Annotated in this window: 23 protein-coding genes; 16 read left to right on the forward strand and 7 right to left on the reverse strand. The window is 42.0% G+C overall.

The genetic code is table 11. The features are described 5' to 3' along the window. The first annotated feature begins 132 nt into the window (after positions 1-132). The 8 genes from rhaB (at position 133) to NIE32_RS02185 (ending at position 7,798) form a co-directional block, all read left to right on the forward strand. Complete coding sequence (rhaB, locus tag NIE32_RS02150) at positions 133-1,608, forward strand: rhamnulokinase (protein WP_253052541.1); 1,476 nt, start codon at positions 133-135, stop codon at positions 1,606-1,608. After that, complete coding sequence (rhaM, locus tag NIE32_RS02155) at positions 1,586-1,924, forward strand: L-rhamnose mutarotase (RefSeq protein ID WP_253052828.1); 339 nt, start codon at positions 1,586-1,588, stop codon at positions 1,922-1,924. Before rhaB ends, rhaM begins: the two co-directional genes overlap by 23 nt. Positions 1,925-1,959: 35 nt before the next feature. Next, positions 1,960-3,222, forward strand: a complete 1,263-nt coding sequence (locus NIE32_RS02160) for an L-rhamnose isomerase (protein WP_253052543.1) — start codon at positions 1,960-1,962, stop codon at positions 3,220-3,222. Positions 3,223-3,253: 31 nt separating this feature from the next. Next, positions 3,254-4,072, forward strand: coding sequence for a rhamnulose-1-phosphate aldolase (gene rhaD, locus NIE32_RS02165; RefSeq protein WP_253052545.1), 819 nt, complete (start codon positions 3,254-3,256; stop codon positions 4,070-4,072). Positions 4,073-4,183: 111 nt separating this feature from the next. After that, complete coding sequence (locus NIE32_RS02170; protein ID WP_253052547.1) at positions 4,184-5,077, forward strand: AEC family transporter; 894 nt, start codon at positions 4,184-4,186, stop codon at positions 5,075-5,077. 79 nt (positions 5,078-5,156) lie between these two features. Continuing rightward, positions 5,157-5,354 carry a hypothetical protein gene (locus NIE32_RS02175; protein WP_253052549.1) on the forward strand — a complete coding sequence of 66 codons (198 nt, stop codon included), beginning with the start codon at positions 5,157-5,159 and terminating at the stop codon, positions 5,352-5,354. Between the two features lie 367 nt (positions 5,355-5,721). Further along, positions 5,722-6,360 carry an HAD-IA family hydrolase gene (locus NIE32_RS02180; RefSeq protein ID WP_253052551.1) on the forward strand — a complete coding sequence of 213 codons (639 nt, stop codon included), beginning with the start codon at positions 5,722-5,724 and terminating at the stop codon, positions 6,358-6,360. 292 nt (positions 6,361-6,652) lie between these two features. Beyond that, positions 6,653-7,798, forward strand: coding sequence for an iron-containing alcohol dehydrogenase family protein (locus tag NIE32_RS02185; RefSeq protein ID WP_253052553.1), 1,146 nt, complete (start codon positions 6,653-6,655; stop codon positions 7,796-7,798). A gap of 282 nt (positions 7,799-8,080) precedes the next feature. Here the strand turns inward: NIE32_RS02185 and NIE32_RS02190 are convergent, their stop codons facing one another. After that, positions 8,081-9,109: an LCP family protein gene (locus NIE32_RS02190; RefSeq protein WP_253052555.1), complete on the reverse strand. Its 1,029-nt coding sequence runs from the start codon at positions 9,107-9,109 to the stop codon at positions 8,081-8,083. Between the two features lie 294 nt (positions 9,110-9,403). Between NIE32_RS02190 and NIE32_RS02195 the strand changes: the two genes are divergently transcribed. Both NIE32_RS02195 and NIE32_RS02200 read left to right on the forward strand, forming a co-directional pair. Beyond that, positions 9,404-9,778 carry an OsmC family protein gene (locus NIE32_RS02195; RefSeq protein WP_253052557.1) on the forward strand — a complete coding sequence of 125 codons (375 nt, stop codon included), beginning with the start codon at positions 9,404-9,406 and terminating at the stop codon, positions 9,776-9,778. A gap of 168 nt (positions 9,779-9,946) precedes the next feature. After that, positions 9,947-11,956 carry a methyl-accepting chemotaxis protein gene (locus tag NIE32_RS02200; RefSeq protein ID WP_253052559.1) on the forward strand — a complete coding sequence of 670 codons (2,010 nt, stop codon included), beginning with the start codon at positions 9,947-9,949 and terminating at the stop codon, positions 11,954-11,956. A gap of 234 nt (positions 11,957-12,190) precedes the next feature. Here NIE32_RS02200 and NIE32_RS02205 read toward each other — a convergent pair whose 3' ends face one another. From NIE32_RS02205 to NIE32_RS02215, 3 genes are all read right to left on the reverse strand, one after another. Beyond that, positions 12,191-12,745, reverse strand: a complete 555-nt coding sequence (locus tag NIE32_RS02205; protein ID WP_253052561.1) for a helix-turn-helix domain-containing protein — start codon at positions 12,743-12,745, stop codon at positions 12,191-12,193. A 245-nt stretch (positions 12,746-12,990) separates the two neighbouring features. Further along, positions 12,991-13,944 carry a sugar-binding transcriptional regulator gene (locus NIE32_RS02210; RefSeq protein WP_253052563.1) on the reverse strand — a complete coding sequence of 318 codons (954 nt, stop codon included), beginning with the start codon at positions 13,942-13,944 and terminating at the stop codon, positions 12,991-12,993. 340 nt (positions 13,945-14,284) lie between these two features. After that, a complete protein-coding gene (locus tag NIE32_RS02215) occupies positions 14,285-14,935 on the reverse strand; it encodes a histidine phosphatase family protein (protein ID WP_253052565.1) in 651 nt (216 codons plus the stop codon). Positions 14,936-15,153: 218 nt separating this feature from the next. On the opposite strand from NIE32_RS02215, the gene rpe reads away from it, so the two are divergent. After that, on the forward strand, positions 15,154-15,807 hold the full coding sequence (gene rpe, locus NIE32_RS02220; RefSeq protein WP_253052567.1) for a ribulose-phosphate 3-epimerase: 654 nt from the start codon (positions 15,154-15,156) through the stop codon (positions 15,805-15,807). A gap of 377 nt (positions 15,808-16,184) precedes the next feature. Beyond that, entirely contained in the window at positions 16,185-16,928 is a 744-nt protein-coding gene (locus NIE32_RS02225; RefSeq protein ID WP_253052569.1) for a gamma-glutamyl-gamma-aminobutyrate hydrolase family protein, read from the forward strand. Between the two features lie 139 nt (positions 16,929-17,067). Here the strand turns inward: NIE32_RS02225 and NIE32_RS02230 are convergent, their stop codons facing one another. Further along, positions 17,068-18,207, reverse strand: coding sequence for a M20 peptidase aminoacylase family protein (locus tag NIE32_RS02230; RefSeq protein WP_253052571.1), 1,140 nt, complete (start codon positions 18,205-18,207; stop codon positions 17,068-17,070). Between the two features lie 227 nt (positions 18,208-18,434). On the opposite strand from NIE32_RS02230, the gene NIE32_RS02235 reads away from it, so the two are divergent. Continuing rightward, positions 18,435-19,406, forward strand: coding sequence for a phosphoglycerate dehydrogenase (locus tag NIE32_RS02235; protein ID WP_253052573.1), 972 nt, complete (start codon positions 18,435-18,437; stop codon positions 19,404-19,406). Positions 19,407-19,640: 234 nt separating this feature from the next. Continuing rightward, positions 19,641-21,110, forward strand: coding sequence for an NAD-dependent succinate-semialdehyde dehydrogenase (locus NIE32_RS02240; protein ID WP_253052575.1), 1,470 nt, complete (start codon positions 19,641-19,643; stop codon positions 21,108-21,110). 100 nt (positions 21,111-21,210) lie between these two features. Here the strand turns inward: NIE32_RS02240 and NIE32_RS02245 are convergent, their stop codons facing one another. Together NIE32_RS02245 and NIE32_RS02250 are read right to left on the reverse strand one after the other, a co-directional pair. Beyond that, the gene (locus NIE32_RS02245; RefSeq protein ID WP_253052577.1) at positions 21,211-22,455 is read right to left on the reverse strand and encodes a glycosyltransferase family 4 protein; all 1,245 of its coding nucleotides are present in this window, start codon (positions 22,453-22,455) and stop codon (positions 21,211-21,213) included. After that, complete coding sequence (locus NIE32_RS02250; RefSeq protein ID WP_253052579.1) at positions 22,456-23,874, reverse strand: lipopolysaccharide biosynthesis protein; 1,419 nt, start codon at positions 23,872-23,874, stop codon at positions 22,456-22,458. 314 nt (positions 23,875-24,188) lie between these two features. On the opposite strand from NIE32_RS02250, the gene NIE32_RS02255 reads away from it, so the two are divergent. Together NIE32_RS02255 and NIE32_RS02260 are read left to right on the forward strand one after the other, a co-directional pair. Then, complete coding sequence (locus NIE32_RS02255) at positions 24,189-24,458, forward strand: hypothetical protein (protein ID WP_253052581.1); 270 nt, start codon at positions 24,189-24,191, stop codon at positions 24,456-24,458. Positions 24,459-25,063: 605 nt separating this feature from the next. Further along, complete coding sequence (locus tag NIE32_RS02260; protein ID WP_253052583.1) at positions 25,064-26,383, forward strand: UDP-glucose dehydrogenase family protein; 1,320 nt, start codon at positions 25,064-25,066, stop codon at positions 26,381-26,383. Positions 26,384-26,415 lie beyond the last annotated feature (32 nt).

A 26,415-nucleotide genomic window follows, 5' to 3' on the forward strand; every position in this document is an offset into this window, starting at 1 on the left:
AGTCTCTGATCGAAAAAACTGTAAAAATGATACTAAAATATAGATTATCTGATATTGATGAAGGCTTTAAAGAGGCTTTTAATATAATTGTAAGCGCTTAATGAATACGATCAATTGAAGGGAGGGATCACTATGACCGCGCATATCGCAATTGATATTGGTGCTTCCAGTGGTCGGCTAATACTCGGATTGCTGAGTGAAGATAAGAAATTGGTTATTCGTGAAATTCATCGATTTAAAAATGGTTTTGTTCGAAATGAAGGTCATGATCATTGGCGGATTGATGACATTATCAACAATGTCCTGATTGGATTGGAAAAAGCCAAAAAGTGTGGTGTGGATGCGTGCACAGTTGGCATTGATACATGGGCAGTGGACTATTGTTTGATTGACAAAGACGGGAACAAAATTCAGGATCCAATCAGTTATCGCGATGCCCGAACAGAAGGTGCAATCAATCAGCTGACAAGTGATTTGTCACGGTCGGACATTTATAAGAAAACGGGTATTCAGTTTCTTGAACTGAACACACTGTACCAACTGTATTGTGAAGATATGGATGCACTTGAGCGAACGGATAAAATCCTCATGGTTCCGGATTATATTGGCTATCGATTGACAGGGAAAATGGTTGCTGAAGTGACTAATGCGTCCACAACACAAATGCTTAATTTTCGCCAACGTTTATTTGATTCTGATTTGTTAAAGAAGGTAAATGTGAAAGACAGCCAGTTTCCTAAGCTTGTTGAGCCAGGTACAGTGCTTGGTGAGATCAAGGAGGAATGGCGGAATCACTATGACTTGCCGGAAAAATGCAAGATTATTACCGTAGCCACACATGATACAGCATCTGCAGTTGTAGGAACACCTGGAAGGGGTCATCATTGGGCTTTCCTCAGCAGTGGCACGTGGTCGCTTCTTGGAATGGAACGCAATGTTCCGGTTGTTAGTGATGAAGCGTTTAATGAAAACTATACGAACGAATGGGGCGCTTTTGGTACCTATAGATTTTTAAAAAATATTATGGGCCTTTGGCTGATCCAAGAAATTGCTCGCAGTCAGGATTATCGGCATCATTTTTCTGAGATGGCGGAAATGGCTTCAGACGTTACACCGTTTCAGCAATACATTAATATCAATGATCAATCTTTTACAAATCCCGGTAATATGATCCAAGCGATTCAAAACTATTGTAAGAAGAAAAAACAAAAAGTACCCATGACAACCGGAGAACTCACGCGCTGTATCTATGATAATTTGGCGCTATGCTATGCGTCAGAGATTAAGAAACTCGCACAAATTACAAATCATCCGATAAACGCTCTCTATATCGTTGGTGGTGGAAGTAATATCGACTTATTGAATCAATTAACGGCCAATCTTTCCGGTATTCCCGTCTACGCGGGTCTGTCTGAAGCAACTGCAATTGGTAATCTGATGGTGCAGATGATTGCTGAGGGAGACATTGACGATGTGCATAAAGCCCGTGAAATCATTGGTGAATCCTTCCCAATTCAGGTTTATCATCCGGAACAAAATCCTAAGTGGGAAAAAGTGCTGGCAGACTATCAGTCCTTTCTAAATGATGAAGCAAAGGAGATCATTTAACAGGACTCGATTAGGTTCAGTGATGTATTTAAAGAAGGAGTACTATGATGACTATCAAAAACGTCATGCTGAATTGTGGCCGGAAATGAAAAAAGAATTGAAGAACCATGGTGCTCAGAATTACTCGATCTTTCTCAATGAAAAAACCGGTCAATTGTTCGCCTATGTTGAAGTCGATGATCCTGAAGTTTATGGGAAAATGGGAGAAACAGAGATTTGTAAGAAATGGTGGGCGTATATGGAGCCGTTGATGGAAACGAATCCGGATAACAGCCCTGTTCATCTTGATCTTAAAGAAGTCTTTTACTTAGCGTAACTTTGAACGAGAAAACGCACTTGGGGGGAAACGATATGGTTAGCGAAACATTTGTAAAGAAGAACTATGAACTGGCAAAAGAACGCTATGCTGCTATTGGTGTCGATACAGAACATGTTTTGGATGCACTACAGAAAATCAAAGTTTCCATTCACTGCTGGCAAGGCGATGATGTACTCGGCTTTATGAATCCTGGGCAAGAACTAACTGGTGGCATTTCAGTAAGTGGAAATTATCCCGGTCGAGCGACGACTCCATCACAATTGAGAGCAGATTTGGATGAAGCACTTCGCCTGATCCCTGGAAAACATAAAGTGAATCTCCACTCCATCTATGTTGATACGGATGAAAAGGTTGATCTCGATAGCATTGAACCGCGTCACTATGCTTCATGGGTGCAATGGGCGAAAGAAAAGGGGTTGGGCTTAGATTTTAACCCAACACTATTCTCTCATCCAATGTTTGAGAGCGGATTCAGTCTGAGTAGTACTGATAAAAACATTCGTGATTTTTGGATTGAACACTGTAAGCGTTGCCGCAAAATCTCTGCCTATTTCGGGGAAGAGTTAGGGCAGCAAAGTGTTGATAACATTTGGATCCCAGACGGATTTAAAGATAATCCAATTGATAAGATTTCTCCACGTGAACGACTGATGGAAGCACTGGATGAAATTCTTAAAGAAAAAATTGATACGAACTACACGATTGAAGCTGTTGAAGGTAAACTTTTCGGAACCGGAGTGGAATCTTACACAGTTGGCTCACATGAATTCTATATGCTCTATGCATTAACAAGAGATATCCTGTGGACCATCGATGCCGGACATTTCCACCCTACTGAAGATATTTCTGATAAGTTCAGTTCCTACTTGCTCTTTGGCAAAGGCCTGATGCTTCACGTTAGCCGTCCTGTACGCTGGGACAGCGACCATGTAGTTATTATGGATGACGCATTGATTCGGATTGCACGTTCTTTGGTTCGTGACAATCTATTAGATCGGACAAATATCGGACTTGATTTCTTTGATGCAACAATTAATCGCGTGGCTGCTTGGGTGATCGGAACTCGAAATACGTTGAAGGCGCTGCTAATGGCGATGCTCGCTCCGATTGATGCATTGAAGGATGCGGAGAATCAGCATAATTTTACAAAGCGTCTTGCATTAACTGAGGAATTAAAGTCCTATCCATTCGGTGCCGTATGGGATTACTACTGTCTGAAAAACAATGTACCGGTTGGTGAAGATTGGATTAAAGAAGTCGACCACTTTGAAAAGAGCATTTTGATCACTCGATAAACAAGGACAATGACGCACTGGGGGCATTCTAATGACAAAATTTGTAGATTCCATTTTCGTGAAGAAAATGTGCAAGGTAACAGCGAACATGTATCGCCTTGGATGGGATGAGCGTAATGGCGGAAATATTAGTTATCGATTAACGGAAGATGATGTTCACGGCTTTGAAGATAATCAAGAAGTGAAACGGACGTTATCGGTTGATTTTGATTGTACGCAACTCACCGGAGCTTATTTTCTCGTTACTGGAACAGGAAAATATTTCAGTGACATTAGTGATGAACCGGAACGGGATTTGGGTCTTGTTCGGATTGAACCATCAGGCGACGTTAGTTTGCTTTGGGGATATAATGATGGAGGGAATCCGACAAGTGAATTTCCTTCACACTTGATGAGTCATCTTGAACGAATGAAGCATGATAAAGAGCAGCGTGTCATCATGCACTGTCACCCAACACATTTTATCGGTATGACCTTTACTCATGATCTTGATGAGAAGGCACTTACCAAAACACTTTGGAAAATGCAGAGTGAATCGCTGGTTGTTTTTCCTGATGGAGTAGGCGTTATTCCATGGATGGTACCGGGAACAAGCCTGATTGGTGAAGCGACTGCGTCGAAAATGGCTGAATTTCATCTTGTTACCTGGCCTCATCATGGTATTTTCGCGGCGGGTACGAGTATTGAGGAAACGTTTGGTCTTATTGAAACCGTTGAAAAAGCGGCGCAAATCTGGACGGTTGTTCAGGCACAAGGCGGTGCCATCAAGCAGGAAATTACAGATCAGGAATTACAGGATTTAGCGGATCGGTTCCATGTGATCGCCAGACCTGGTTATCTTGATCTTTGATTAGAAAAACAAGTAGAATAGACGGGTGTCCGGCGTAAACCGGCACCCTTTTTTTACACAAGGAGCATGACTTATTAAAGAGAAAAGTTAGAGGGGAAGAAGTGGCTGATCATGCGTATTTTCGTTGACGTTATTTTACCTGTTTTTTTCATTTTCCTCAGTGGCTTTATTCTGCAGAGAATTTTCAAGCTGGATATCAAGCCTATTTCGACACTTGCTGTCTATCTATTGGTGCCGTTTCTTGTTTTTGATACGTTCTACACCACACCGCTTAATATGAGTTTCTTCTATATTGTGATCACGTCAACGATTATTATGGTGCTCTTAATCATCATTGGTGTTGTTGTGTGTAAATGTCTGCATTACAGCAAAAGTGATATGAATGCCTTTCTGCTCTCTACTATTTTTCCAAACAGCGGTAATTATGGTGTGCCGATCATCCTCTTCGCCTTTGGAACGCAAGGGGTGGCGTATGCGATGCCGCTCATGATTTTTCATACGCTTTTAATGGGATTCGTCGGGATCTACATTGCCGCAAATGGGCAAGGCGGTGCGAAAAGGGCCATTCAGACCGTACTCAAGCAGCCGATGAATTACGTGATTCTCCCTGCAATGCTCTTACAGAAATTCCAGTTTCATATTCCGGTAAATTTCTTGAAAAGTATTGATCTGATTAGTAACACGACGATTCCGATTATCATGGTTATATTAGGAATGCAGCTGGCCAATGTAACGGTCACGAACATGAATTGGGGACGGATTAGCTGGGCAACATGCATTCGTTTGATTGTATCACCTGTGATTGCCTATAGTGTCTGTCTACTCTTTCCGATTGATCCGTTGCTTAGAAATGTTATTGTGGTCATGGCCGCCATGCCAAGTGCTGCGAATACGACCCTCTATGCGATTCAATTCAACGCTAAGCCACAATTTGTTTCAAGCTGTACATTGATTACAACGGTGATCAGTGCATTATCGCTGGATCTTCTTTTAACATTTTTTTGATAAGATTGATGTTTTTGGCTCATCATAGATTGAGAAAACAACTCGTGTAATCAAATTTGCTCTAGGAGATGTGTTCAAAATGACTAATGATGAGATCATGACCGAACTTGGATCAGAAGCAGTGCTTAATTATGAACGAATTACGACTCTGTTTTACCTTTTGATGGAAAAAGGAGTCATTACAGAGAAAGAATTTGATGAGAAATTCAAAAAAGTCCACGAACATTTTGATGATCATCTCAAAGGGATATTTGGCGAAGAAATTGAAATCAAATAATTGATTTCGATGTTCTCGATTTATGGGCCTGGGTATGGATGCAGGTTGTTTTTGGGATTCTTGGAGATTATGGGATGCCCCAAAAAATAACCTACTGAATTACCTATTTCTTTCGAATCGTATAGTATAGTAAGGTTAACAGATTTTATTTATTTTAACCTGATGATCATAGATTATTGGTACCGTGGTTAGGAAAACGATAACCAAAAGCGAATTCACAATGAAGTGAGTCATTAAAAGAAAGAATTGAACAAATTTATTTCAGGAATAAGACAAGTCCCAAGGAAACGATCAGCCTTCAGTCTGAAAATATGACGATGTGCTTGACGTTTGTGGCGAGGAATTTAATACATAGAGGTTCTTGGCGATGATAAAAGCAATACTCTTTGATTTTGATGGTACATTAGTAGATTCTAAGCAAGCATTTCTTTCAGCTTATAATCAGATGGCAGCGCATCACCATTTTCATAATTTAACATTGGAATCGTTTGATCGGCTAAGAAGATGTACGATGAAAGAACGCTGTGCAGCACTGAGCATCCCCATGCATAAACTTCCATTTTTGATTGGTGAGCTTACCCGTCTTTATCGGCAATCATTAATGCAGATTCATCTCATGGACGGGGTCATGGATATGATTAATCAGCTTAGCAAGTCGGGCTTTGATTTAGCAATTATTTCCTCGAATGAAGAAAAAAATATACGTATGTTCCTTCAAAGTCATGAGACGGATTGCATTTCAACGATTATGTGCTCGAGGAAGTTGTTTGCAAAGGATCGATTAATGCGCAAATATCTGAAAAAACATCAATTAAAAGCCGAAGAAGCACTCTATATCGGTGATGAAGAGCGGGACATTCGAGCAAGTCGGAAATCTGGAATTTCGGTCATTTGGGCAAAGTGGGGCTTTGACAGTATTGAAAATGTCCGTGACGCAAAACCGGACTATATTGCGGATCACCCGAATGATGTCATGCAAATTGTACAATCGCTGCAGAGTGATTGAAAAAGCGTGGCGCCACTGATTTCTTAATGTTGGACGATGAGTGAAAAGATTTTTAAAGTAATGGCCAAAAGGACCATGTTATTCTTGAGCTTAGGATCTGTTTTGTGCAATTGCACAATAATTTTTATTCGCATGGCTATTGTTATATGTTCAGGATGAATTACTATGAAAGTAATTTCAATGGCCGTGGCAAGAAGAAGTGGCCTTTTTAATGATGCCCTTGGATTCCCAGATTTTTAATAAAAAAACTAATGGATATCCATCCAATGTAGTAAAGAACAAGGAGGAGTATATGGAAAACTTTTTTTATAATAACCCGGTGCCGATTGACTTTGGTTTTGGCAAGTTAAGCCGGTTACCCGAACTATTGAAGCAATTGAATTTGAAGCGAGGGCTGCTGATTAGTGCGCCTTCAATGGTACGTGCAGGTGTTGCCAAACGCATAGTGGAACAATCAGAGGGACGATTAATTGGCGTTTTTTCTGATATTCAACCGAATCCTACGGTATTGAATACAGATCAATGTGCAGCGATTTTGCGCGATAATCATTGTGCGTTTGCTATTGCGCTTGGCGGAGGGAGTGTCATGGATTGCGCAAAAGCGGCATGCTTTGTCGCAGGCACACCGTATAGTGCGGCTGAATTTCTATCTGGAAATCAACAGATCGATCATGCAGGAATTCCTTTGATTGCTGTACCAACAACTTCCGGAACGGCGAGTGAAGTGACAACCGCATCCGTATTGACCGACACGGAACGCGGCGTAAAAGCATTGCTTGCTAGTCGTTATCTATACCCAATCTATGCATTGGTTGATCCTGAACTGACTCTGTCTTGTCCGGCACAGGTCACTGCTGCGAGTGGCCTTGATGTATTAGCCCATGCGCTTGAGGCTTATTATGGAAAGAAGCATCAACCGCTTACGGATCTTGCTGCAGAACGTGCAGCATCACTCGTTTTCCATTATCTTCCGCAGGCATACCAAGAACCAGGGGATAAAGAAGCACGGTCAAAAATGGGCGAGGCCTCTGTTACCGCAGGGTTGGCATTTAATCTCACCCAAACGGCTGCTGCACATGCATGTTCCTATCCACTTACTCAGGATTATGGGATTACGCATGGTGAAGCATGTGCATTCACACTACCTTCGTTTTGGCGGATGAATAGCTCGGAAGGAGCTGAAGCCGGTCGATTACAAGCGTTCAGTAAACGGCTTGGATTTCGAGATGCTGCAGATCTTGCTGATCGCATCGACGAAATGAAAAAGATGATGCAGCTGCGGATGACGCTTGAAGACGCCGGCATTTCGCGTGAAGGATTGGATGAACTGGTGAGCAAGAGCTTTGCACCCAACATGCAAAATAATCCGGTGGAAATCACAAAAGAACGGCTGAAAATGATTTACGAACACTTGTCCACTCAAATGATTAATAAGTAAATATCTATTAATAATAAACCATTGAGCTGGCGCTTTGCCCAGCTCAATGGTTTTATGGATTTTAACGAAATAAGAAAAGCCGAGCCAAAAGCGCCCGATCCTTGATCTAGCATCGAATTTGCTTTGATTGCTCGCTTGCCGGGGCGCACCGCGAGCCTCCTCGAACAGGCAAAAGCCTGCGAGGTCTCACTGGTATCTCACATCTCCGCTATATTTTTTTCTAATAAGAAGAAGCTATCTCAGCCGTTTAACTGATGAGATAGCTTCTTCACTTCTGAATACTTAATTTGAGAAGTATTTCTTGATCGTGCTTTGAAGTTGATTTTGATCGAGAATGACTTGGCTGTTATTTGCTTTGAGCAGATCGTCATACATTGTTGCCCCGCGTCCTTTAACTTGACGATATTTGATCTGTTGTTCCGGATGGAAATCACCCTTAACGCCTAAGCCCATGCTGACCATATCTCCGGTTGACATGTTGGTTGCAACCAGGAATTTAGATAATGAACGTGACAGTGCAGGAAAACGTGTGACATTCGAAGGCTGCATCATCTTCTTGGCAATGCCTATTAACGCAGCCTCTTGAAGCTGCTGGCGGCCATAGTCTGTCCCGGGAAGTGAATAACGTTCATGAGTAAGCTCCGCAACCATCTCTCCATTTACTTCATGAACGCCTGGAGCGAAAGTCTTCCCTTGATTCCTTTTATACCAAGCGTGTGTCAATGTGACTTTGAACGGAAGATTCATTTGAATGCCGCCGATCGCATCAACCATATCTTTCAAGCCCCAATAGTTTGTTTCTGCATAATAATGAATCGGCACACCGGTCAAGTTGGATACGGCTGTTACCGCATCGACGATTCCTTGTTTCGTTCCTTTTTTTACCTGTGAAATGTATTGAACACTTGTGAGCTTCGTATGTCCATAGCCGGCCATGGAAACACGCGTGTCTCGAGGAATACTGAGCATGTTATACGTATGATTATTCAGATCGGCATGAATCAAGACCATCGAATCCGTATGGCTTGCCGTGTCGCCTTTTCGTGCATCTGAACCGATCAGCAGCACATTAAATACACCGGCTTTTTCTTTATAGTTCTGTACGTTACTGTTTGTTCCCGAAGCACCGACAGCTTTCAAATTGTTGAAATGGGCCGTTGGCTTCAGTTTCTGATAAGCAAAAAAGCCAAGTGCTGTGCCGCCGACAAGAAGAATTGCCAGTGTTAACAAAAAAATTCGGAGCACCCGATGCTTTTTTCTCGTTTTTCTAAAGTCGCTTCTTGACTGGACAGGATCTAATTTCTTAGCCATGATTTTCTCCTTTTTACTGCGCAGTGCGTATGAATGTGAATGTGAAGTAGGAAAGCCATCGTTCCAACGTCCGATTTTTTCCAATTCCTTTCAATCAGTATAGCAAAAATTTCGATATAATGTTCCAAAATATGACGGAAACTATTTGTTTATTTTGAGCCTTTAGATGAAGAGCGGGTGTCTCGCTCAGAACTACAAGGGAATGAGGATGCACATCATCATGGTATTGAAAAACATAATGAATTAGGCAATACCATATAATGTTTCAAGATCATAATTAAGGAGGTTGAATCCATGGAACTTGTTCAAACATCGGACGTGCTTGAACTTGTGCACGAAAATGGAAATTGGTTACTGAATCGCGAATTAGGGTTCTCCCCGGTTCAGATGGTAGCGGCATCTGCTGCGGCATGCAGTACCTATGTCTTTGAGAGTATGTTGGACGAGAGAGGGATTCCTTATGAAATAAAAAAAGTGCTGTTCGAGTATCAACTCGACGTATACTACCCCAATCCCGTGTCAAAGATTGATGTCCAATTTTATATTAAATCGAACTTAAATGATCGAGAAGAAATTGAACATGTTTTCTTTCAGATTGCAGAAAACTGTCAAGTGATTCAAACGTTACATCCACGTGTTAAGGTCAATGCATCAATTTATTATCTTTGATTGGCTATTGACTGGGCAGTGTTGGGTTTCATGATGATTTCATAGAAGATAGAATTCCTTTGATTGTTAACTTTTTCACAGTTAATTTTTCCATGCTCGTTACTCACAAAGTCTACTTCTTATTCCGATAAATAGAAAAGAGCGAATAGAAGGGGTTTGTGTCAAATAATGCCGAATAAGAAAAAGTATAATCCGATGAACTTATTGAAATTGAATTTAAGGAAAACACTGATCATAGGCGCAGTCTTCTTCACGATCATCCCATCTGTGATCGTTGGTGTATTTTCTTATTTTAATGCAAAACAAGCTGTTACCGAACAAATGGAAAACAGCGCAAAAAACAGTGTCACGTTGTTGAATCAGAATATAACACAGATGATTAATAAGGAAAAAACGCGGGTTGATTATTTATCGAGCCATATCTCAGGTGCAGAGATGACTGGAGCAATAAAAAATGAAATGATGGATCGACTACTGTCTCAGCAACAATCGGATAACGGACTCGCACAAGTGTATGCAGCGAACAAAAAGGGCAATTTTATCTACACTCCACAATCTTTAGTAGAACCAAAAGGATATAATCCTACGCTTCGTCCTTGGTATCAAGCAGCGATGAAAAAACCCTATCGAATGATCGTTAATGAACCCTATAACTCAGAATTAGTTCAAGATTATGTGGTGTCTTTATCAGAGACGACAAGTGATGGAAAAGGTGTGGTCGGCCTTGATTTGAAACTGGATGATATTCAAAAAATGTCTGATGCGGTTAATGTGGGGAAGAAAGGCTATGCGTTTATTATGAGCAAAAAAGGTTATATTGTTGCTCATCCGGATTTGAGACCTGGGGTAAAGGCGCCTGATCTGAAACTATTAGCCCAAACGAAAAAAAGTGATCATGGGGCATTTGATACGGTGTACAAAGGTATGCCAAAGCGGGACATCTTCATGACAAATAAAGAAACCGGTTGGATTATCGTTGGCTCACTTCTGCATAGCGAAGTTGCGGATCATACGAATGGTATTCTTTTTCGATCGATCCTAGTTGGCGTCATCACTGCACTAATCGGTGTTATCATTTCCATATGCGCTGTCTTCTTCATCATTCGACCGATTAAGAATCTTATCGATGTCTCGAAAAAAGTTGCCGACAAAGATCTAACCGCACATGCGCAAAGTGATGGATTCGACGAGTTCAAACAACTTGGTCAAGGATTTAATCACATGATTGATTCTTTAGGCGAAGTGTTGACACATGTGGATGACAAAGCGGCTGCTGTTGCCGCATCTTCGGAAGAATTAACGGCATCAACTGAAGAGAGTAAGGCAACCTCTGATGAAGTTGCGCGTTCAATTCAGGAAATTGCAACGGACGCGCAGAAGCAAAACCATAAAGTCGAATCGTCCAGAACAAATGTTGAAGCGATCTATAAGGAAATTGAAAACATTTCAGAAAAAGCGACAAACTTGCATGATAAATCAAGTGCTGCAATCGCTACAGTAGTTGATGGGAAGCACTCATTAACACAAATGACCGAACAAATTAAAATGATTCGTTCAACAAATACCGAGGTTATGCGTTCGTTGAATGAATTGGTTGAAAAAATGAAGTTGATTCAATATACCAACAATCTCATCAATGATATCGCAGCACAGACACACTTATTATCATTAAATGCTGCTATTGAAGCGGCTCGAGCAGGAGAGCACGGCAAAGGATTCAGTGTGGTCGCGGAAGAAATTCAGAAGTTGGCGAATCAATCGTCCGAATCAACCAAGAAGATCGCTGATATAGAGCATTCCATCTCAGAAAAAGTTTCGGGACTTGTTCAATCGATGGAAAGTGGCACTGAGCAAGTAGATAAAGGCATTAAAGTTGCCGATGAAGCAACACGCTCATTTAACAATATTGAAGAGACTGTTGCTTCAGTTTCCGCAGCGTCTGACGATGTGACACATTCAGTGAAGACGATTTTTGGAGAGACTGGTGAAATCGTAAGGCGCATTGCAGATATTGCACAATTTGCTGAAAATACGAGCAGCCTGACAGAAAATGTGTCCGCAGCAGCTGAAGAACAATCCGCATCCATGGAAGAAATTGCAAACAATGCAACAAACCTTTCAACATTAGCAGATGAATTACGGCAAATTGTGACCCGTTTTACATTAAATAAAAAGTAATGAACGCTATTGATCCCACTCAGTCTTCCTTAATTGGAAGGCTGTTTTTTTATACAATAGGAAGTAAAAAATTATTGCATAAAAAATGCAACGAAAATGTGAGACGCCTGCGGGATTGATTGTTGTGTGAAAAATTGACAATTTCCGGGGAAATAAGTGTCATTTGATCGTTCTCTGAATGCCCCTGCATAATTCTATTAAGGAGGTCATAAATACTATTTTTTTCTAATATCTCTATCTTTGAAAATGATTTTTGAGGACATGCTGTGTTTGCCGCTTCCATCGACGAACGGTTTGTTGTGAAACACGATGCATTGCAGCAATCTGTTGGATCGAGTAACCATGAATGATGTGCATGCGGTAAAAGGTGTATTGGTTTTCTGTAAATGAAGGGAAAAAAGGTGGAACATGAGGTGTTGGATGATAAGAAATGTGTTTGCGGCGAATCTTGTACGGACTCTGCGTTTCTTGAACGAGGTCGCAATAGGAGGTCGCTAACTTTTTCTTTACATAGTGTTTAAGCTGTTCTCTCATGCGCTGACGAAGCAAATTGAAAAAGTAACGTTCAGAAGTGATCCCCTTTGGCACTTGAGTAGGGTCAAAGATTTGATCTACCTCCCTGATTATTCTTTGACATTCAAGGATCAATTCGTGGGTGACTCGTTCATGCAGCAGAAATGCGTATTTCTTTGTCAATGACCGGATGAGTGGTTGACACGTTCTCAGCAAATGGTCGAAGGCTTGTTTCGAATTCGAAATGTCTGGTCTCAAGTGTTGGGAATAGGTCATGGATCAATATCCTCTCAATAAATTTTTGAAGTGTATGTTAGGGGGATCTTGGGTGGATAGAACTGGGCTATTAAGACTATCTAGTCACTACTATACAGAAAAATTGAACAAAATGGTGAAATCATTTTCAAAAATCAGTTATTAATTCTGCCGATTTTGTGAACATAATGAATCATCAATGAAAATCAATAATAGAGAAAAGAGATTGCAGCATTCCTGCAATCTATCTTTTATCTATTTTCAGGTTAATTTGCAGCTAATAATTCATGTGCAGTGTCTGCAGTGGTGATGAGTGTATTCAGATGTCCGCCATGTAACGCGCCAAGGATTCCAGGTACTTTCGCCTTTGACTCTGCTATTCCGATCGAATAGCGTGTCTTTTTTAAGCAATCCAGCGGCATTGAAAGTGTTCGTTCTGTAAGATGAGTACGAACCACATGACCTTTGATATCGTAGAAACGAGAGCAGATATCGCCTGCGACTTGTTCATTTTTGAGCTTCTCGACGGCACTTTCTCCGTAGAATGCATGCCAAGTCGATTGGCCGGTGCTATTTATTGACCCAATACCAAACAATGCAATGCTTACTTTATCCCACATTTGAGCAATCTCTTTATAATAATGTGAATGGATAAAATCATCGCGTGTTGAGGGGCGTTCAACGATTGCTGGCACGTCAATCATTAACGATTTCCCTTTAAGTTTTTCTGCTGTCTGGAAACAAATCGTGTTCACATGGTAGCGACTCTCAAGCTTTCCTGCTGGACCACCGACCATCGGCACACAAAAAATATTTTTCCATCGTTCGGTTGGCTCAAGAGCTTCTACGACCGAAGCCATACTGCTGCCCCACGAGCACCCGATGACATCATTATCCTCGAGTATTGTGTTCAATAATTGCGCTGTGGCTTGGCCAATAGCTGTTCGTTTCACCTGTTCCGATTGTTCTTGTTCTACCGTAACAACGATCGCTTTTTTTAATTGAAAACGATTCTCCAGTTGTTCTGCAAGTGAAAGATCCTTCAAATCATAGTTAATGGTTATCTTAACAATACCTTCCTCACGAATCTTTTTAAGAATCCGGCTGATCGAGGTTCGATTAATGCCTGTTTTTTGGGCAATTTCATTTTGTGTCATATTTTGTTCGTAATAAAATTGTGCGATCTGAATGTATTTTTTCTTTAACTCCTGATTATCCATAGAAACACCTCACGATATGCACAAATGATCAGCAATTAAAAATATGTGCAGGTTCTTATTGCCATTATATTTCTGAACGAAGCAATTGTAAAATTAAAATGAAAACGCTCGTATTGTTCCAATCAAGCTCGTCGAAGAATATGTTCCTGAACATGCAGAAACTATTTATTAGAACATAAACAATATGTGAAGAACCGTGATTCGCTGTCCTTACAGCAGACCACGGTTCTATGATTTTGAATGAATTCAGGGGTTATAACTGCGACGCTATGCCAGTAAAAGTTCTATTTCCAAGCGAGTTAGGAGAAACAAAGCAGATCACTCGTCGAATCGAGAAAGGTTAAAAATGTTCGACTTCGCCGATGTATTTTACCGTGAATGTTCCTTGATCGTAGACAATCTTTGTGACACTGGTGTTTGGAATGTAGGTGGCGTGATAGTCTTGACCATGCAGAACGCAAAGCACGCAATCGATAAAAAGACAATGGCTGACAAGCAAAAGATTTGAAGCGTTTGATGTGCGAATCATTTGGAGTACTCGATTAACGCGTTCTGTTGCATCTTCAAAGCTTTCAGCCAGATCAACTGTATCAATAGCTTTTATTGTTGCAAGTATTTTCATTTTGTTTTCATCAGAGGATGCATCGCGGACAACCAAACCATTTGATACTTGACTTGCTTCCGCCCACATGGTTTCACTTAAACCGCCTTCGAACGATCCAAAAGATACTTCGCGCAGATCGGTCACTTCCATAATTGGCGTGTCGGGATCATTGGAATGATCGATGATCCGTTTCGTTGTTTGTCTCGCACGGCCAAGGTCACTTGTATAAGCAACGTCAAAACGAATATTTTGTTCCTTAAATAGGGTCCCTAATTGATCAGCAGCAGTTTCACCCAACTGAGTTAAAGGAGAATCAGAAATGCCCTGAACTCTTCCTAACTTATTAAATAGTGTCTGGCCGTGTCTGACAAAATAAATCGTCTTCATAAAGTTTCCCTCCTTTTATGTAAGCGATTACTAGAGAAAGAATAATGGGTTACAAAGCATCCACTCATTAGAATAATGGAATAGGGTTAATTATGCAAAACAGATGTACTGTTGCACCGAAATTCACGTTCTTGTTCTTTGACATGAGAAATATGAAGTCGTAGTATAAACTATATTGATTAGAAATCGCTTACAATAGTGGGAGGGGAAACCGTTCGATGAAAATTCTACCGTCAATTCTATCCGCCAACTTTGCGCGTTTAGCGGAGGATGTCCAAGATATCGCAAAAGATGTTGACATGATTCATGTTGACGTGATGGATGGCCATTTTGTTCCAAATATTACGATGGGTGCCAACGTTGTCCAAGCATTGAAAAAAGAGACAACGGTTGCTCAGGATGTTCACTTAATGGTGGAAGAGCCGATCGATCTGTTGCCCTCTTTCTTAGAGGCTGGAGCAGATATGATATCGGTTCACATTGAAGCCTGCAAACATCTGCATCGAGCGATTCAAATCATCAAGGATGGCGGTGCAAAGGCGGGTGTTGTTCTTAATCCATCAACCCCGGTTTCCTCCTTAGCATCCATTATTAAAGATATTGATTATGTACTCATTATGACTGTCGATCCCGGCTTCGGTGGGCAGAGCTTTATCTATTCGATGATTGATAAAATAAAGGCTGTACATGACATGATCCTGTCTATGAACCTGTCTGTGGAAATTGAAGTTGACGGCGGTATTAATCCAGAGACACTTCCACTTTGTCTGCAAGCCGGTGCGTCTTTATTTGTTGCCGGGTCGGCAGTATTTAACTGTAGTGACAGACATCAGGCGATCCAAGATCTGATTCAAAGTAGCCAAACAGAATAAGTATCTCGCATTTTGAAATTCTATAGTTGACAAAAAAGATGGAACGGGAACGTGGATTTAGTTAACCGATCAAGGTTGGCAAAGCCACGTTTTTTTTGCTGTTTCCATCTGAAAATATATTGACTTATCTTTTCAAAAGCAAGAAAATAAGTTCAATAAACAAATGATTCTTGTGATGGATGAATGTGGTACATCAGAAGCAACGATTTACAGTTGTTTGAGTAAGATGAATGGAATATCAGTTAGGATTGCCAATAAAGGTGCAATTTTTATCCGGAAATGATAAGTGATTGTTTTACACCATTGACGTGTATATGAAAGTTGACTATATTGAACTTTAATATGAATGATAGAAAGTTTATGAGAGGAGCAGGACAGTGTCTAAACCGATCATCGGAATCACGAGTGGTTTTGTAAAACTTACCGCTTTTTCAAAAGGTGACTATTGCCATCGAGATTATATCACATCATTGATGAAAGCTGGTGCGGTCCCCGTGATCCTGCCGATTGTCCCAGGTCCGTGTGTCGATCAGTATATTGAGTCGTTCGATGGTTTTGTCCTCAGTGGTGGCTGCGATGTTAATCCGAAATTCTTTGATCAAGATCCAGCATTGAACTGCGGTGAGTTTGACACGGATCGTGACGAGGCTGAATTCCAATTATTGCGTGGATCAATGAAAGCGGGTAAGCCGGTATTCGGTATTTGCCGCGGACTGCAAGTGATCAATGTGGCATTGGGCGGTACACTGATTCAGGATATTCCAAGCGAAGTGGATCATCCTATTCAGCATGATCAGAAAGTGTCACGCAAACAAGGAAGCCACCGGATCAGCATTCATTCTGATACAGAATTATATAAGTTGCTGAGCAGTCAAGACTCGATGATGGTGAATAGCCTCCATCATCAATCGATTGATCGGCTAGGTGATGGTTTGCACACAGCTGCATATTCTTCTGATGGAGTTATTGAAGCTGTGGATTTGGTGGATGATGGATTGGTGATGGGTGTACAATGGCACCCGGAATCGATGACTGTTGGTGGGGATCAGCGAATGCTTGATCTTTTCAAGTTTTTTGTGAATACCTGTTCAAGAAAGAAACAGGCAAATCTTGAAGTGTAATTACATTTTTTGATAAGACACTATGTATCATTCTCTTTCGGGAAAAATAAAACAGGAACCTTTCACAACGTGAAGATTCCTGTTTTTGAATTTTGGTCGAGTTTTACGCGTTTCTCCCGAATCGTTCATTACTGGATGATTAATCGATGTTCTGGTTCAGTTTCTCAAAAGTTTTGAGCACAGCAGTGGATAAAATGAGCACCCCGTTATACAGCGCGTCATGATTAAACGTCATATATGGATGATGAAGACCAGGCAACAAATGACAACCAAGTCCAAGCATTGTTGACTTAAGATTTGTGTTGCGAATGGCATATTGGTGGAAGTCATCACCACCGCTGGAACTCGAGGCAGGGTCGAAATGATCTTCGCCTAAAACGTCTTTAATAGCCTCGCCCATTATTGCTATTGCCTCAGGTGCTGAGACCGCTGCAGGACTGCCATGTGATCCATCTAAAGTAATGCGGACATCATAGCTCTCAGCAACACCTTTGATAATTTGCGCAATTTTCTCTTTAAGTGTGTGCATCACTTCATTAGATTGTGCACGGATATCTAGACTGAATTCAGCACGACCAGGAATGATATTTGTTGCGGAACCTGCATGCAAGTTGGTCATCTTTACGGAACTTGGAATCATTGGATTGACATGGAGATGTCCCAGTGCGCTTACAATTGATGCTGCAACTTCAATGGCGTTGGTGCCAAGATGCGGGCGTGCGCCATGTGCGTCCTCACCCTCGATTACTCCGCGAATCGTTGCACAAGCACCATGAAGAATCGCAGGTCGGGCGCGCCCGTCTTTGGTTTCTTCAACCGGCCGAAGGTGGATGCCGTACAAGTAGTCGGCATCGTCAAGTACACCACGTTTGCTCAACTCCAGCGCACCTTGACCGATTTCTTCAGCTGGCTGAAAGACAAGTCGGAGCGTACCATGAAAGGTTTTGCTCTTATTCTTTAACAGCATGGCAACACCAAGAACGATCGCCATATGCGCATCATGACCACAAGAATGATTGGCCTGCAAGTTACCGTGTACTTCTTGCCACAGTGCATCCATGTCTGCACGCAAAGCGACCACTGGCTTTCCAGTCCCGATTTCTCCAATCACCCCAGGACAATCTTCAAATGTTCGTGTCCGAAAGCCAAGACTCTTTAGTTGTTCGTTAATGAATCTGGTGGTTGCAAACTCCTTCATGCTGACTTCTGCATGCGTATGTAAGTGGTTGAAAAATGCCATCACTTTTGATTCGATTTGCTCATTAATTTCTAAGTCCATTAAAAGAGTCCTTTCTTTCTAAATATTCATATTTTTATTGTTCTTCATAATTTAGCATGATGCTTTTATTTTTTCAACGGACGAACGATACATATTAATTTTTTCTAATTAGGGAGTCATTTGCTTAGGAACAAACCATTGCATTTGGTATATTAATAATTGAATGCAAAATAAGCGCCGAAAATAATAAAAGCACTCTATAAAATCATTGAGGGAGGGGATTAGCCATGCGTATCCTTTTCTGTGTTGGGAAATCTTATGTGCCTGTTTACCAAAGCATGGTGGAACATCTTGAAGCCATGGGGGCGCATGTCCAATGCTTAATGTTTGACCAAGCATTGGATAAAGAGCTGATTAAAAAATCAATTGAAGATGCGCAAGTGTATATAACAGCAATTGCGCCTTGCGATAAAGAAGTGATGGATGCCGCCCCTCAATTGAACTATGTGTTAAAAACGGGAACCGGACTTGATAATGTCGATTTGGATTATGCGAAAGAAAAGGGCATCTTGGTCAGCAATGCACCCGGAGAGAATGCAACCTCAGTCGCTGAACTCGCGTTTGGTCAAATGATCAGCTTATCTAGGATGATCCCGATGCTGGATCGAAAAACCAAAAGTGGCGATTGGCCAAGGGGAGAAAGTCACGAGTTATCCGGGAAAACTGTGGGCATTATTGGGTTTGGCGCAATTGGTAAAAAGATTGCTCGATTTGCCGGTGCATTTGAAATGAAGATTATTGCTTATGGAAACTATCAGGATGTTGAGGCAGCTGGGCGTCTTGGTGCACGATTTGTTGCATTTAATCAGCTGCTTACGGAAGCTGATTACATTGTAATCAGTACAGCATTGACCGCGTCGAATTATCATCTTATTGATCAGCAGGCGATTGATCTCATGAAATCGACGGCATTCTTGGTGAATATTTCAAGAGGCGCATTGATTGATGAACCCATACTTTTTAAGGCATTACGTGAGAACAGAATTGCCGGCGCAGCACTTGATGTATTTGAAACCGAACCGCCCGAATCGGTTCCTGATTTGGACCATTTGATTGTTTCTCCGCATATTGGTGGAACAACGCGTGAGAGTATTGCGCGCGTGGCGCAAGTCACAGTAGACAACATTAGCAAGTTCATGCGCAACGAAATGCCGGATTTCTTGGCGAACCAGACTGCTTTTGGCAAAACGGATAACTAAATAAACTTTTGAGTATTTAGATGGCGAGTTATCGAAGGTGCTCATTGATCTAGATAAGAGAGAAAACACCGAAGGGACGAGCCGTTCGGTGTTTTCTTCTTTTTTCAGTTAAGGTCGGGCGGATTCCATCTGTTATTTGGGTGGAAAGTATACATAAGATCAGGTATGCTTGATCTATAATTACATAAATCAATAGATTCCAAGAATTCAAGATACTTGTGGGGTGGATGCAGAATGGGAGAATTCGATGCTTTTATAGAGAACGCACCGAAACAATTATTTATCGGCGGCGAGTGGATTGATGCCGAGAGCGGCGAACGTGATGAGATCATCAATCCAGCAACAGGAGCAGTAATCGCAACGGTTGCTCGAGGTGGTGCTGTTGATACTGAGAAGGCGATTGAAGCCGCACAGAAAGCCTTCCCGGTGTGGTCATCGATGCCTGTAGATGATCGATCAAGAATTATGCGCAAGATTGCTGATCTCATTGTTACACATGCCGATGAGTTAGCAGCGATTATGACCGTGGAACAAGGCAAGCCGCTTGCCCAGGCGAAAGGAGAAGTGCTTGGCGGAGCAGAAAGTGTGCGCTGGTACGCAGAGGAAATGAGGCGTATTTATGGCGAAACCATTCCGGGACCTAATGGTCATCTCTTCCTTGTACAGAAAGAACCATTAGGTGTCGTTGGTGCGATTACGCCATGGAACTTTCCTTCATCAATGATCACGCGTAAAATTTCACCGGCGCTTGCAGGTGGAAATACGATTGTGCTTAAACCTTCACCGGAAACGCCGCTCTCGGCAACGGCTTTAATGGCACTATTCCAAGAAGCCGGTGTTCCTGATGGAACAGTGAACTTAGTAATGGGTGATGCACCGGCAATTGGTAAAACACTGACCTCCAGTAATCGTGTACGCAAAATTACTTTTACAGGTTCGACTGCTGTGGGTAAGTTGCTGTTTGAACAGTCTGCAGAAACGTTGAAGAAAGTGTCGCTCGAGCTTGGCGGTCATGCGCCATTCATTGTTTTTGAAGATGCACCGATCGATAAAGTCGTTCGTGATCTGGTTACCGCCAAATTCCGCAATAACGGACAGGTCTGCACGTCGCCAAACCGGATTTTCGTTCAAGAATCGATTCTGGATGCCTTTACGGAGAAGCTCGTCGCAGCTGTGAAACAGGTGAAGGTCGGCAACGGCTTGAAAGAAGGTGTTGATGCCGGTCCACTGATTCGTGAAGACGCGATTGGAAAAATTCAGCACCAAATCACAGATAGTGTGGAGAAAGGTGCTGTTCTGGCTACAGGCGGTCAACGATTAACCGAAGGCGAGTACCGTAACGGCTATTTCTTTGCTCCAACTGTTCTTACCGGTGTCACCGACAAAATGGACATTTTCTATCAAGAAACCTTTGGACCGGTCATCCCGGTGATTGCTTTTTCCGATACTGATGAGGTTATTCGCATGGCTAACGATACCAACTATGGACTCGCCAGCTACTTCTATACCTTAGATCTAAAAACGATTGCCAAGGTCAGTCAAGGTTTGCAATACGGCATGGTTGGCGTCAACAGCAACACGGTTGCCTTCACCCAAACACCATTCGGCGGAGTGAAACATTCAGGCTTCGGCAGAGAAAACGGACACCAAGGTATTGATGACTACGTGAATGTGAAATTTGTGAACTTAAACTACGGAATATGATTCATTGAAATCATTTTTTTGAATGAACACCCTCGGACTTCGACACATGGAGACCGGGGGTGTTTGTGTCTATGAATCCACACATCACGTGGATGACTGCTTATTGGTCGACATGTCTTTTTCGATTTTCATGGCGTATAGAGCGGGGATCAGCATCTGGCCGATTTAATTTCATCATCATTTCTTCCATATATCCTTCAGGTTGAAAGCGGCGCAGCGCCGTTTCGCGTGCATGCCTACCAATCCGCATGCGTAGCTTTGGATTTGCAGCACATGTCAAAATTATTTTGGCCAGTTGATCATTGAGCCGTTGATTACGTTTCACAATGATGCCTGCATTGGAACCAATCAGCTCGGGGATGGCACCGCTATCTGTTGTGATGACGGTTTTACCAAGCGCCATGGCTTCAGCGATTGTTAAGCCGAATGCTTCGTTACAAATTGAAGGAAGTGCAATCATATCTGCCTCAGAGAGGTAATTCGGTAACTGATCATGGGGGATGTAGTTAAGATGTGAAAATGTGCCACTAGGAAGTCGGTCGAGAGCACTCATAATGTGCAGTTGATCATCATCGTTTGTAAAACTGCCAATCAGGACAAGAAATAAATGGTTATTTTTTTGTAACGCCTGCGTAAAAGCTTGAATCAGGTTCAGCACGCCTTTATCGATTCTCAGACGACCAAAATAAAGCACGATCTGTTTCTCACTCATGACTCCGCATTGTTTTCTCAGTAGATCATGAGCATAATTTCTCTTAAGACGAAAGAATTCGGGTGCAATACGATTATAAAGAACATGTGCTTTAGTGTGATCATGAACATTTTTCGCTGCTCCACGGACTTGGTGATTAATAAAGTCGCTGACTGAAAGAATGCAGTCACACTGACGAATGACTGAAGCAGCGTAGTAACATTGCTGGTTCAATGTGTCATTGTGCAAGTGCAATGCGATCTGTGCCGCGCTGCCCAGATGCTTACGCAATGGTGGAATAAAAAGCGGTCGATTTTCAACGACAATCCAATCATACCGCCTGTGCTTTAGTTTGCGGATTGTTTGTGTTAAGAACGTGTGGGTATAGAACGGAAGATGTGTTTTAAAGCAAAAGCGATTGATGAAATTACGCAAGGTTTGCCAAGTATCTGTTGGTGCCATGTATATGCATTGAGTATGCTGCAAGGAGCGACTAGCACGTTTGGCTTTGTTGTTCTCAATCGAGTACACATCAATCGACGCTTTGTGATCCATTTCATTATCGCGGATTAATAAGTCAACCAATGTCTCGACGGCGCCGCCTTGAACGGCCGGAATCGGTCGTTTCTCCGTACAAATGATTGCAATCTTCACTTAGATTCCCCCATTATTCGTGAACACACCTTTTTTCCAAAGCAGCCAGAGCTGACGTAAGGTGCTTTGCTGGACAATAAGTATCAAGGCGATTAAGCATATGTTGATGAGTAGCATATTGGAAAGTGGGAAGAGATTCACAAATGCACCGACAATGAGTAATAACAAAACAGCATAATGCTTCAATACGGGTATTTTCTGCCAATATCTTCCGGAAAAATAGGTTCTTGCGATGAAAAAGAAGATATAAGCGATCGCGGTGGCAATTGCTGCACCCGCCGCACCAAACGGTGGAACGAGAAGAATGTCAAGAACAACTGCAGGAATCAACGCAAACAATCCGACCCATATGCTTAAATAGCTTTTCTTTGTGAATACAATCCCCAAACATGTCGTTTCACTGACGGTGTAAATTAAAGGCTGGAGGCAAAGAAAGCCGACAAGAAATTGTGCTTGACCGTATTGCTCAGATAAGAGAATGATGATGCTGTTTTTAAATAAGAAGATTCCAGCAGCGATCAGAGACATCATAAGAAGAAGACTGTCACTGACTTTTTTAAAATAATCAATTGATCGTCCCTCTGAGTACCAACGATATGCAGTGGGAATCCAGAAGCTGGTGAAGCTCGTTTGAATGACAGACAGAACGGCAGCTATTTTCAAGGTTGCGGAGAAAATACCGATCTGATCAAAATCACTCCACAAACGGAGTGCTAGCCGATCCATGCCATTAAGCAGACTAGAGAGTGAGGTCGCGATGACAATGGGCAAACCGAATTTGGTTAAGGCTACAAGCAATGTCTTATCGAGATGGAAATCTTTCATCCTCAGCAAGTTCCTGTAACGCCAGAATAAGTAAAGATCTCCGCTAATTTGACCCAGCACGGCAGAATAAACAACGGCTAGAAAATCCCGACGGATGAAAAAAATGAAGAATAACGTAAGCAGCAAGACGGCCAATTTTACAAGAATAGTTTGCAGCGAATATTCGAACGCTTTTTCGCGCATTCGTATGGAGAGCAAGAGAAAACGCTCTAGCACCATGAAAATGGTCATAATCCCAAAGAGTATTGTCGGGAGAATATAATGCTGGCTTCCGAACAGTACTTTGGAAAATAGGGTCGGTACGAGTAGCGTCGCGATCAGAACAATCATTGCCAGTGCCAAAGGCAGCAACAACGCATTTTGAAACAACTGAGTTTTATCGGAAGCAGGGTGATATTCGCGTGTATAGGCTTGATCGATCCCAAGAAAGAGAAATGTTCCAACCATTGCTTGAAAAAGTAAGAACATGCTTGCTTTTCCATATTCGGCAGGATTAATAAAATAGGTGGTCACAGGAATCGTGATAAAGGAAATCATCGCGCCAATGACCGGCCCCATCGAAAAGCCAATTAACTTTTTGATCAATGTGTTCATGCGTCCACCTACAGCAAGAATTAAAACTTCTCTTTCATTTTGCCGTCAATTGACATTTTCCATACGGATAAAAATGTGAATCCATGAAAAAGGATTTGGGAGGGAATAATAAATCGTGAAAGGTTTTTTGCTTTATCTTCCAGGACGTATATTATAGAGTAGAAAGAACCTCTTCTTAGTTGTTTGTCTAAAGAAAAGTATCCGAAAGCAGAGGGTACAAGCTGTAGCGACATTAATTTTTTGGACTTTTTGCTTATAGGACAACATGATCGGGAGAAAATAACAAAAATAACGAATGATAAGGAGGGGTAGAGATGAATCGATACGCGATTTATGAAGAATATAACGGTAGGCAAAGGATGCCTGTTGATATTAAGTTACCAAAGAAAATTGTTGAAGCAGCATCGATTCGTGATGCGGTTAACGCGTTTTCACTCCGTCATAATTTAGAAATTACGCATTTCGAGGAGCTGCCGGAAGACGACATGCGCGTGTATTTCGAAAGAAGCAACATCATTGGGCAAAGTAGCTCATTCATTTATTACATTCGGATGCTGAAGTACGGTGAGCTGATTGAACCTTAACCTCCATTTTTCACAACTGTGAGAAATGGAGGCTTTTTTTCGTAAAAAAGCAAACAACGCTCAATCCCCCTGTCAGGTAACCGTTTTATCTGAGTTGATTGATTTAGGAAATCATTCATTCACATAAATTAATTTACATTCCCATATGGACGAACCTAAGAAGGAGAAAACCGAACCTAACGCGAGAAAAACCGAACCCAATCGATGGAAAATCGAACCCAAGAGAAGAGGTCGAACCTAAGAAAGAGAAAACCGAACCTAACGAGGGGAAAACCGAACCCAATCGATGGAAAATCGAACCCAATCAGAAGGAAATCGAACCTAAGAGAATAGATCGAACCTAAGAGGGAGAAAACCGAACCTAACGCGAGAAAAACCGAACCCAATCGATGGAAAATCGAACCCAATTAGAGTGAAATAGAACATAAGACCGGGAAAGTTGATCGTACGATGGTAGGTGCCAACCAATCAGAAAAAAATTAACGTAATCTATGTGGTTTCTTAATATTCGCTTTACGTACAGGCCGGATAATGAAAACAATGCATGAAAGGTCTTGTCCAGGGATATTTTAGTGATTATAGAGGAAGAATGTGAGGGGACGTAAATGAAGATCGCAGTGATTGGTACTGGTTATGTGGGATTGGTTACTGGGGTTGCGCTGGCTGAAATCGGTCATGATGTTACTTGTATCGATGTTGATCGTAATAAAATCGCGGAATTAAACCAAGGCATTCCGACTATCTATGAGCCTGGACTTGGTGAAATGATGCTAAGAAATCAAAATGCGAATCGTTTATTCTTCACAGATCAACATGCAAAAGGGCTCGATGGTGTGGAGGTAATTTATATCGCAGTGGGTACACCACAGCGTGCAGATGGTTCAGCAAATCTTCAATACGTTGAACAGGCGGCACGCGATATTGCTGAAACTCTTCGTGATTCTGTAATTGTTGTGATAAAAAGTACTGTTCCGGTTGGCACGAATCATCATATCAAGGAAATCATTAATGCAAATGTTGCACCGGGAATACGGGTGCGGATTGCATCGAATCCAGAGTTTTTGCGAGAAGGTTCCGCCTTACGTGATACTTTTAAAGGGGACCGCATTGTCGTAGGTACAGAGGATCCGGAAACCGGCAATATTCTTGAGCAGGTTTATAAACCGTTTGGTATTCCTATTGTGAAGACTGACATTTCCAGCAGTGAAATGATTAAATATGCTTCCAATGCTTTTTTGGCAACGAAGATTAGTTTTATCAATGAAATTGCCAATCTCTGTGAAAAACTCGGGGCGGATGTGGAGGAGGTCGCTAAGGGTATGGGCCTTGATCACCGCATTGGCACTGCTTTTCTGAAGGCGGGCATTGGTTACGGTGGTTCGTGTTTTCCTAAAGATACCAACGCATTGGTTCAACTTGCAGGCAATCATCATCATGATTTCAACTTATTGAAGTCTGTGATTGAAGTGAATAATCATCAACAGCGGATGCTTATTGAAAAATTGATCACTCGGTTTGAATCACTTGCAGGAAAACGCGTTGCTGTACTTGGGCTTGCTTTCAAGCCGAATACGGATGATTTGCGTGAGTCTCCTGCACTCGTCATCATTCCAAAACTTGTTGACTTGGGTGCCGATGTGATTTGCTATGATCCAATTGCGGCCAATCAGGGCACACGTTGGATTAGTGCGCCGGCTGTCTATACAAAAAATATTTTAAAGGCATTAAGTGGGGCCGACTGTGCCATCATTATCACAGATTGGCCGGACATTAAGCGAATGGAACCAGACACCTATGCACGGTTAATGGCAAGCCCGATTGTATTCGATGGTCGGAATTGCTACAGTATTTCAGATGTTAAGCAAGCACAAATTGAATATTATTCGGTTGGGCGGCCAAGCGTGATTCCGGAGACGATCCATTGATCGATGCCGTTAGAGGAGCGCAATCAATGCCC

Source organism: Sporolactobacillus kofuensis (genome assembly GCF_024125425.1).
GTDB lineage: Bacteria > Bacillota > Bacilli > Bacillales > Sporolactobacillaceae > Sporolactobacillus > Sporolactobacillus kofuensis.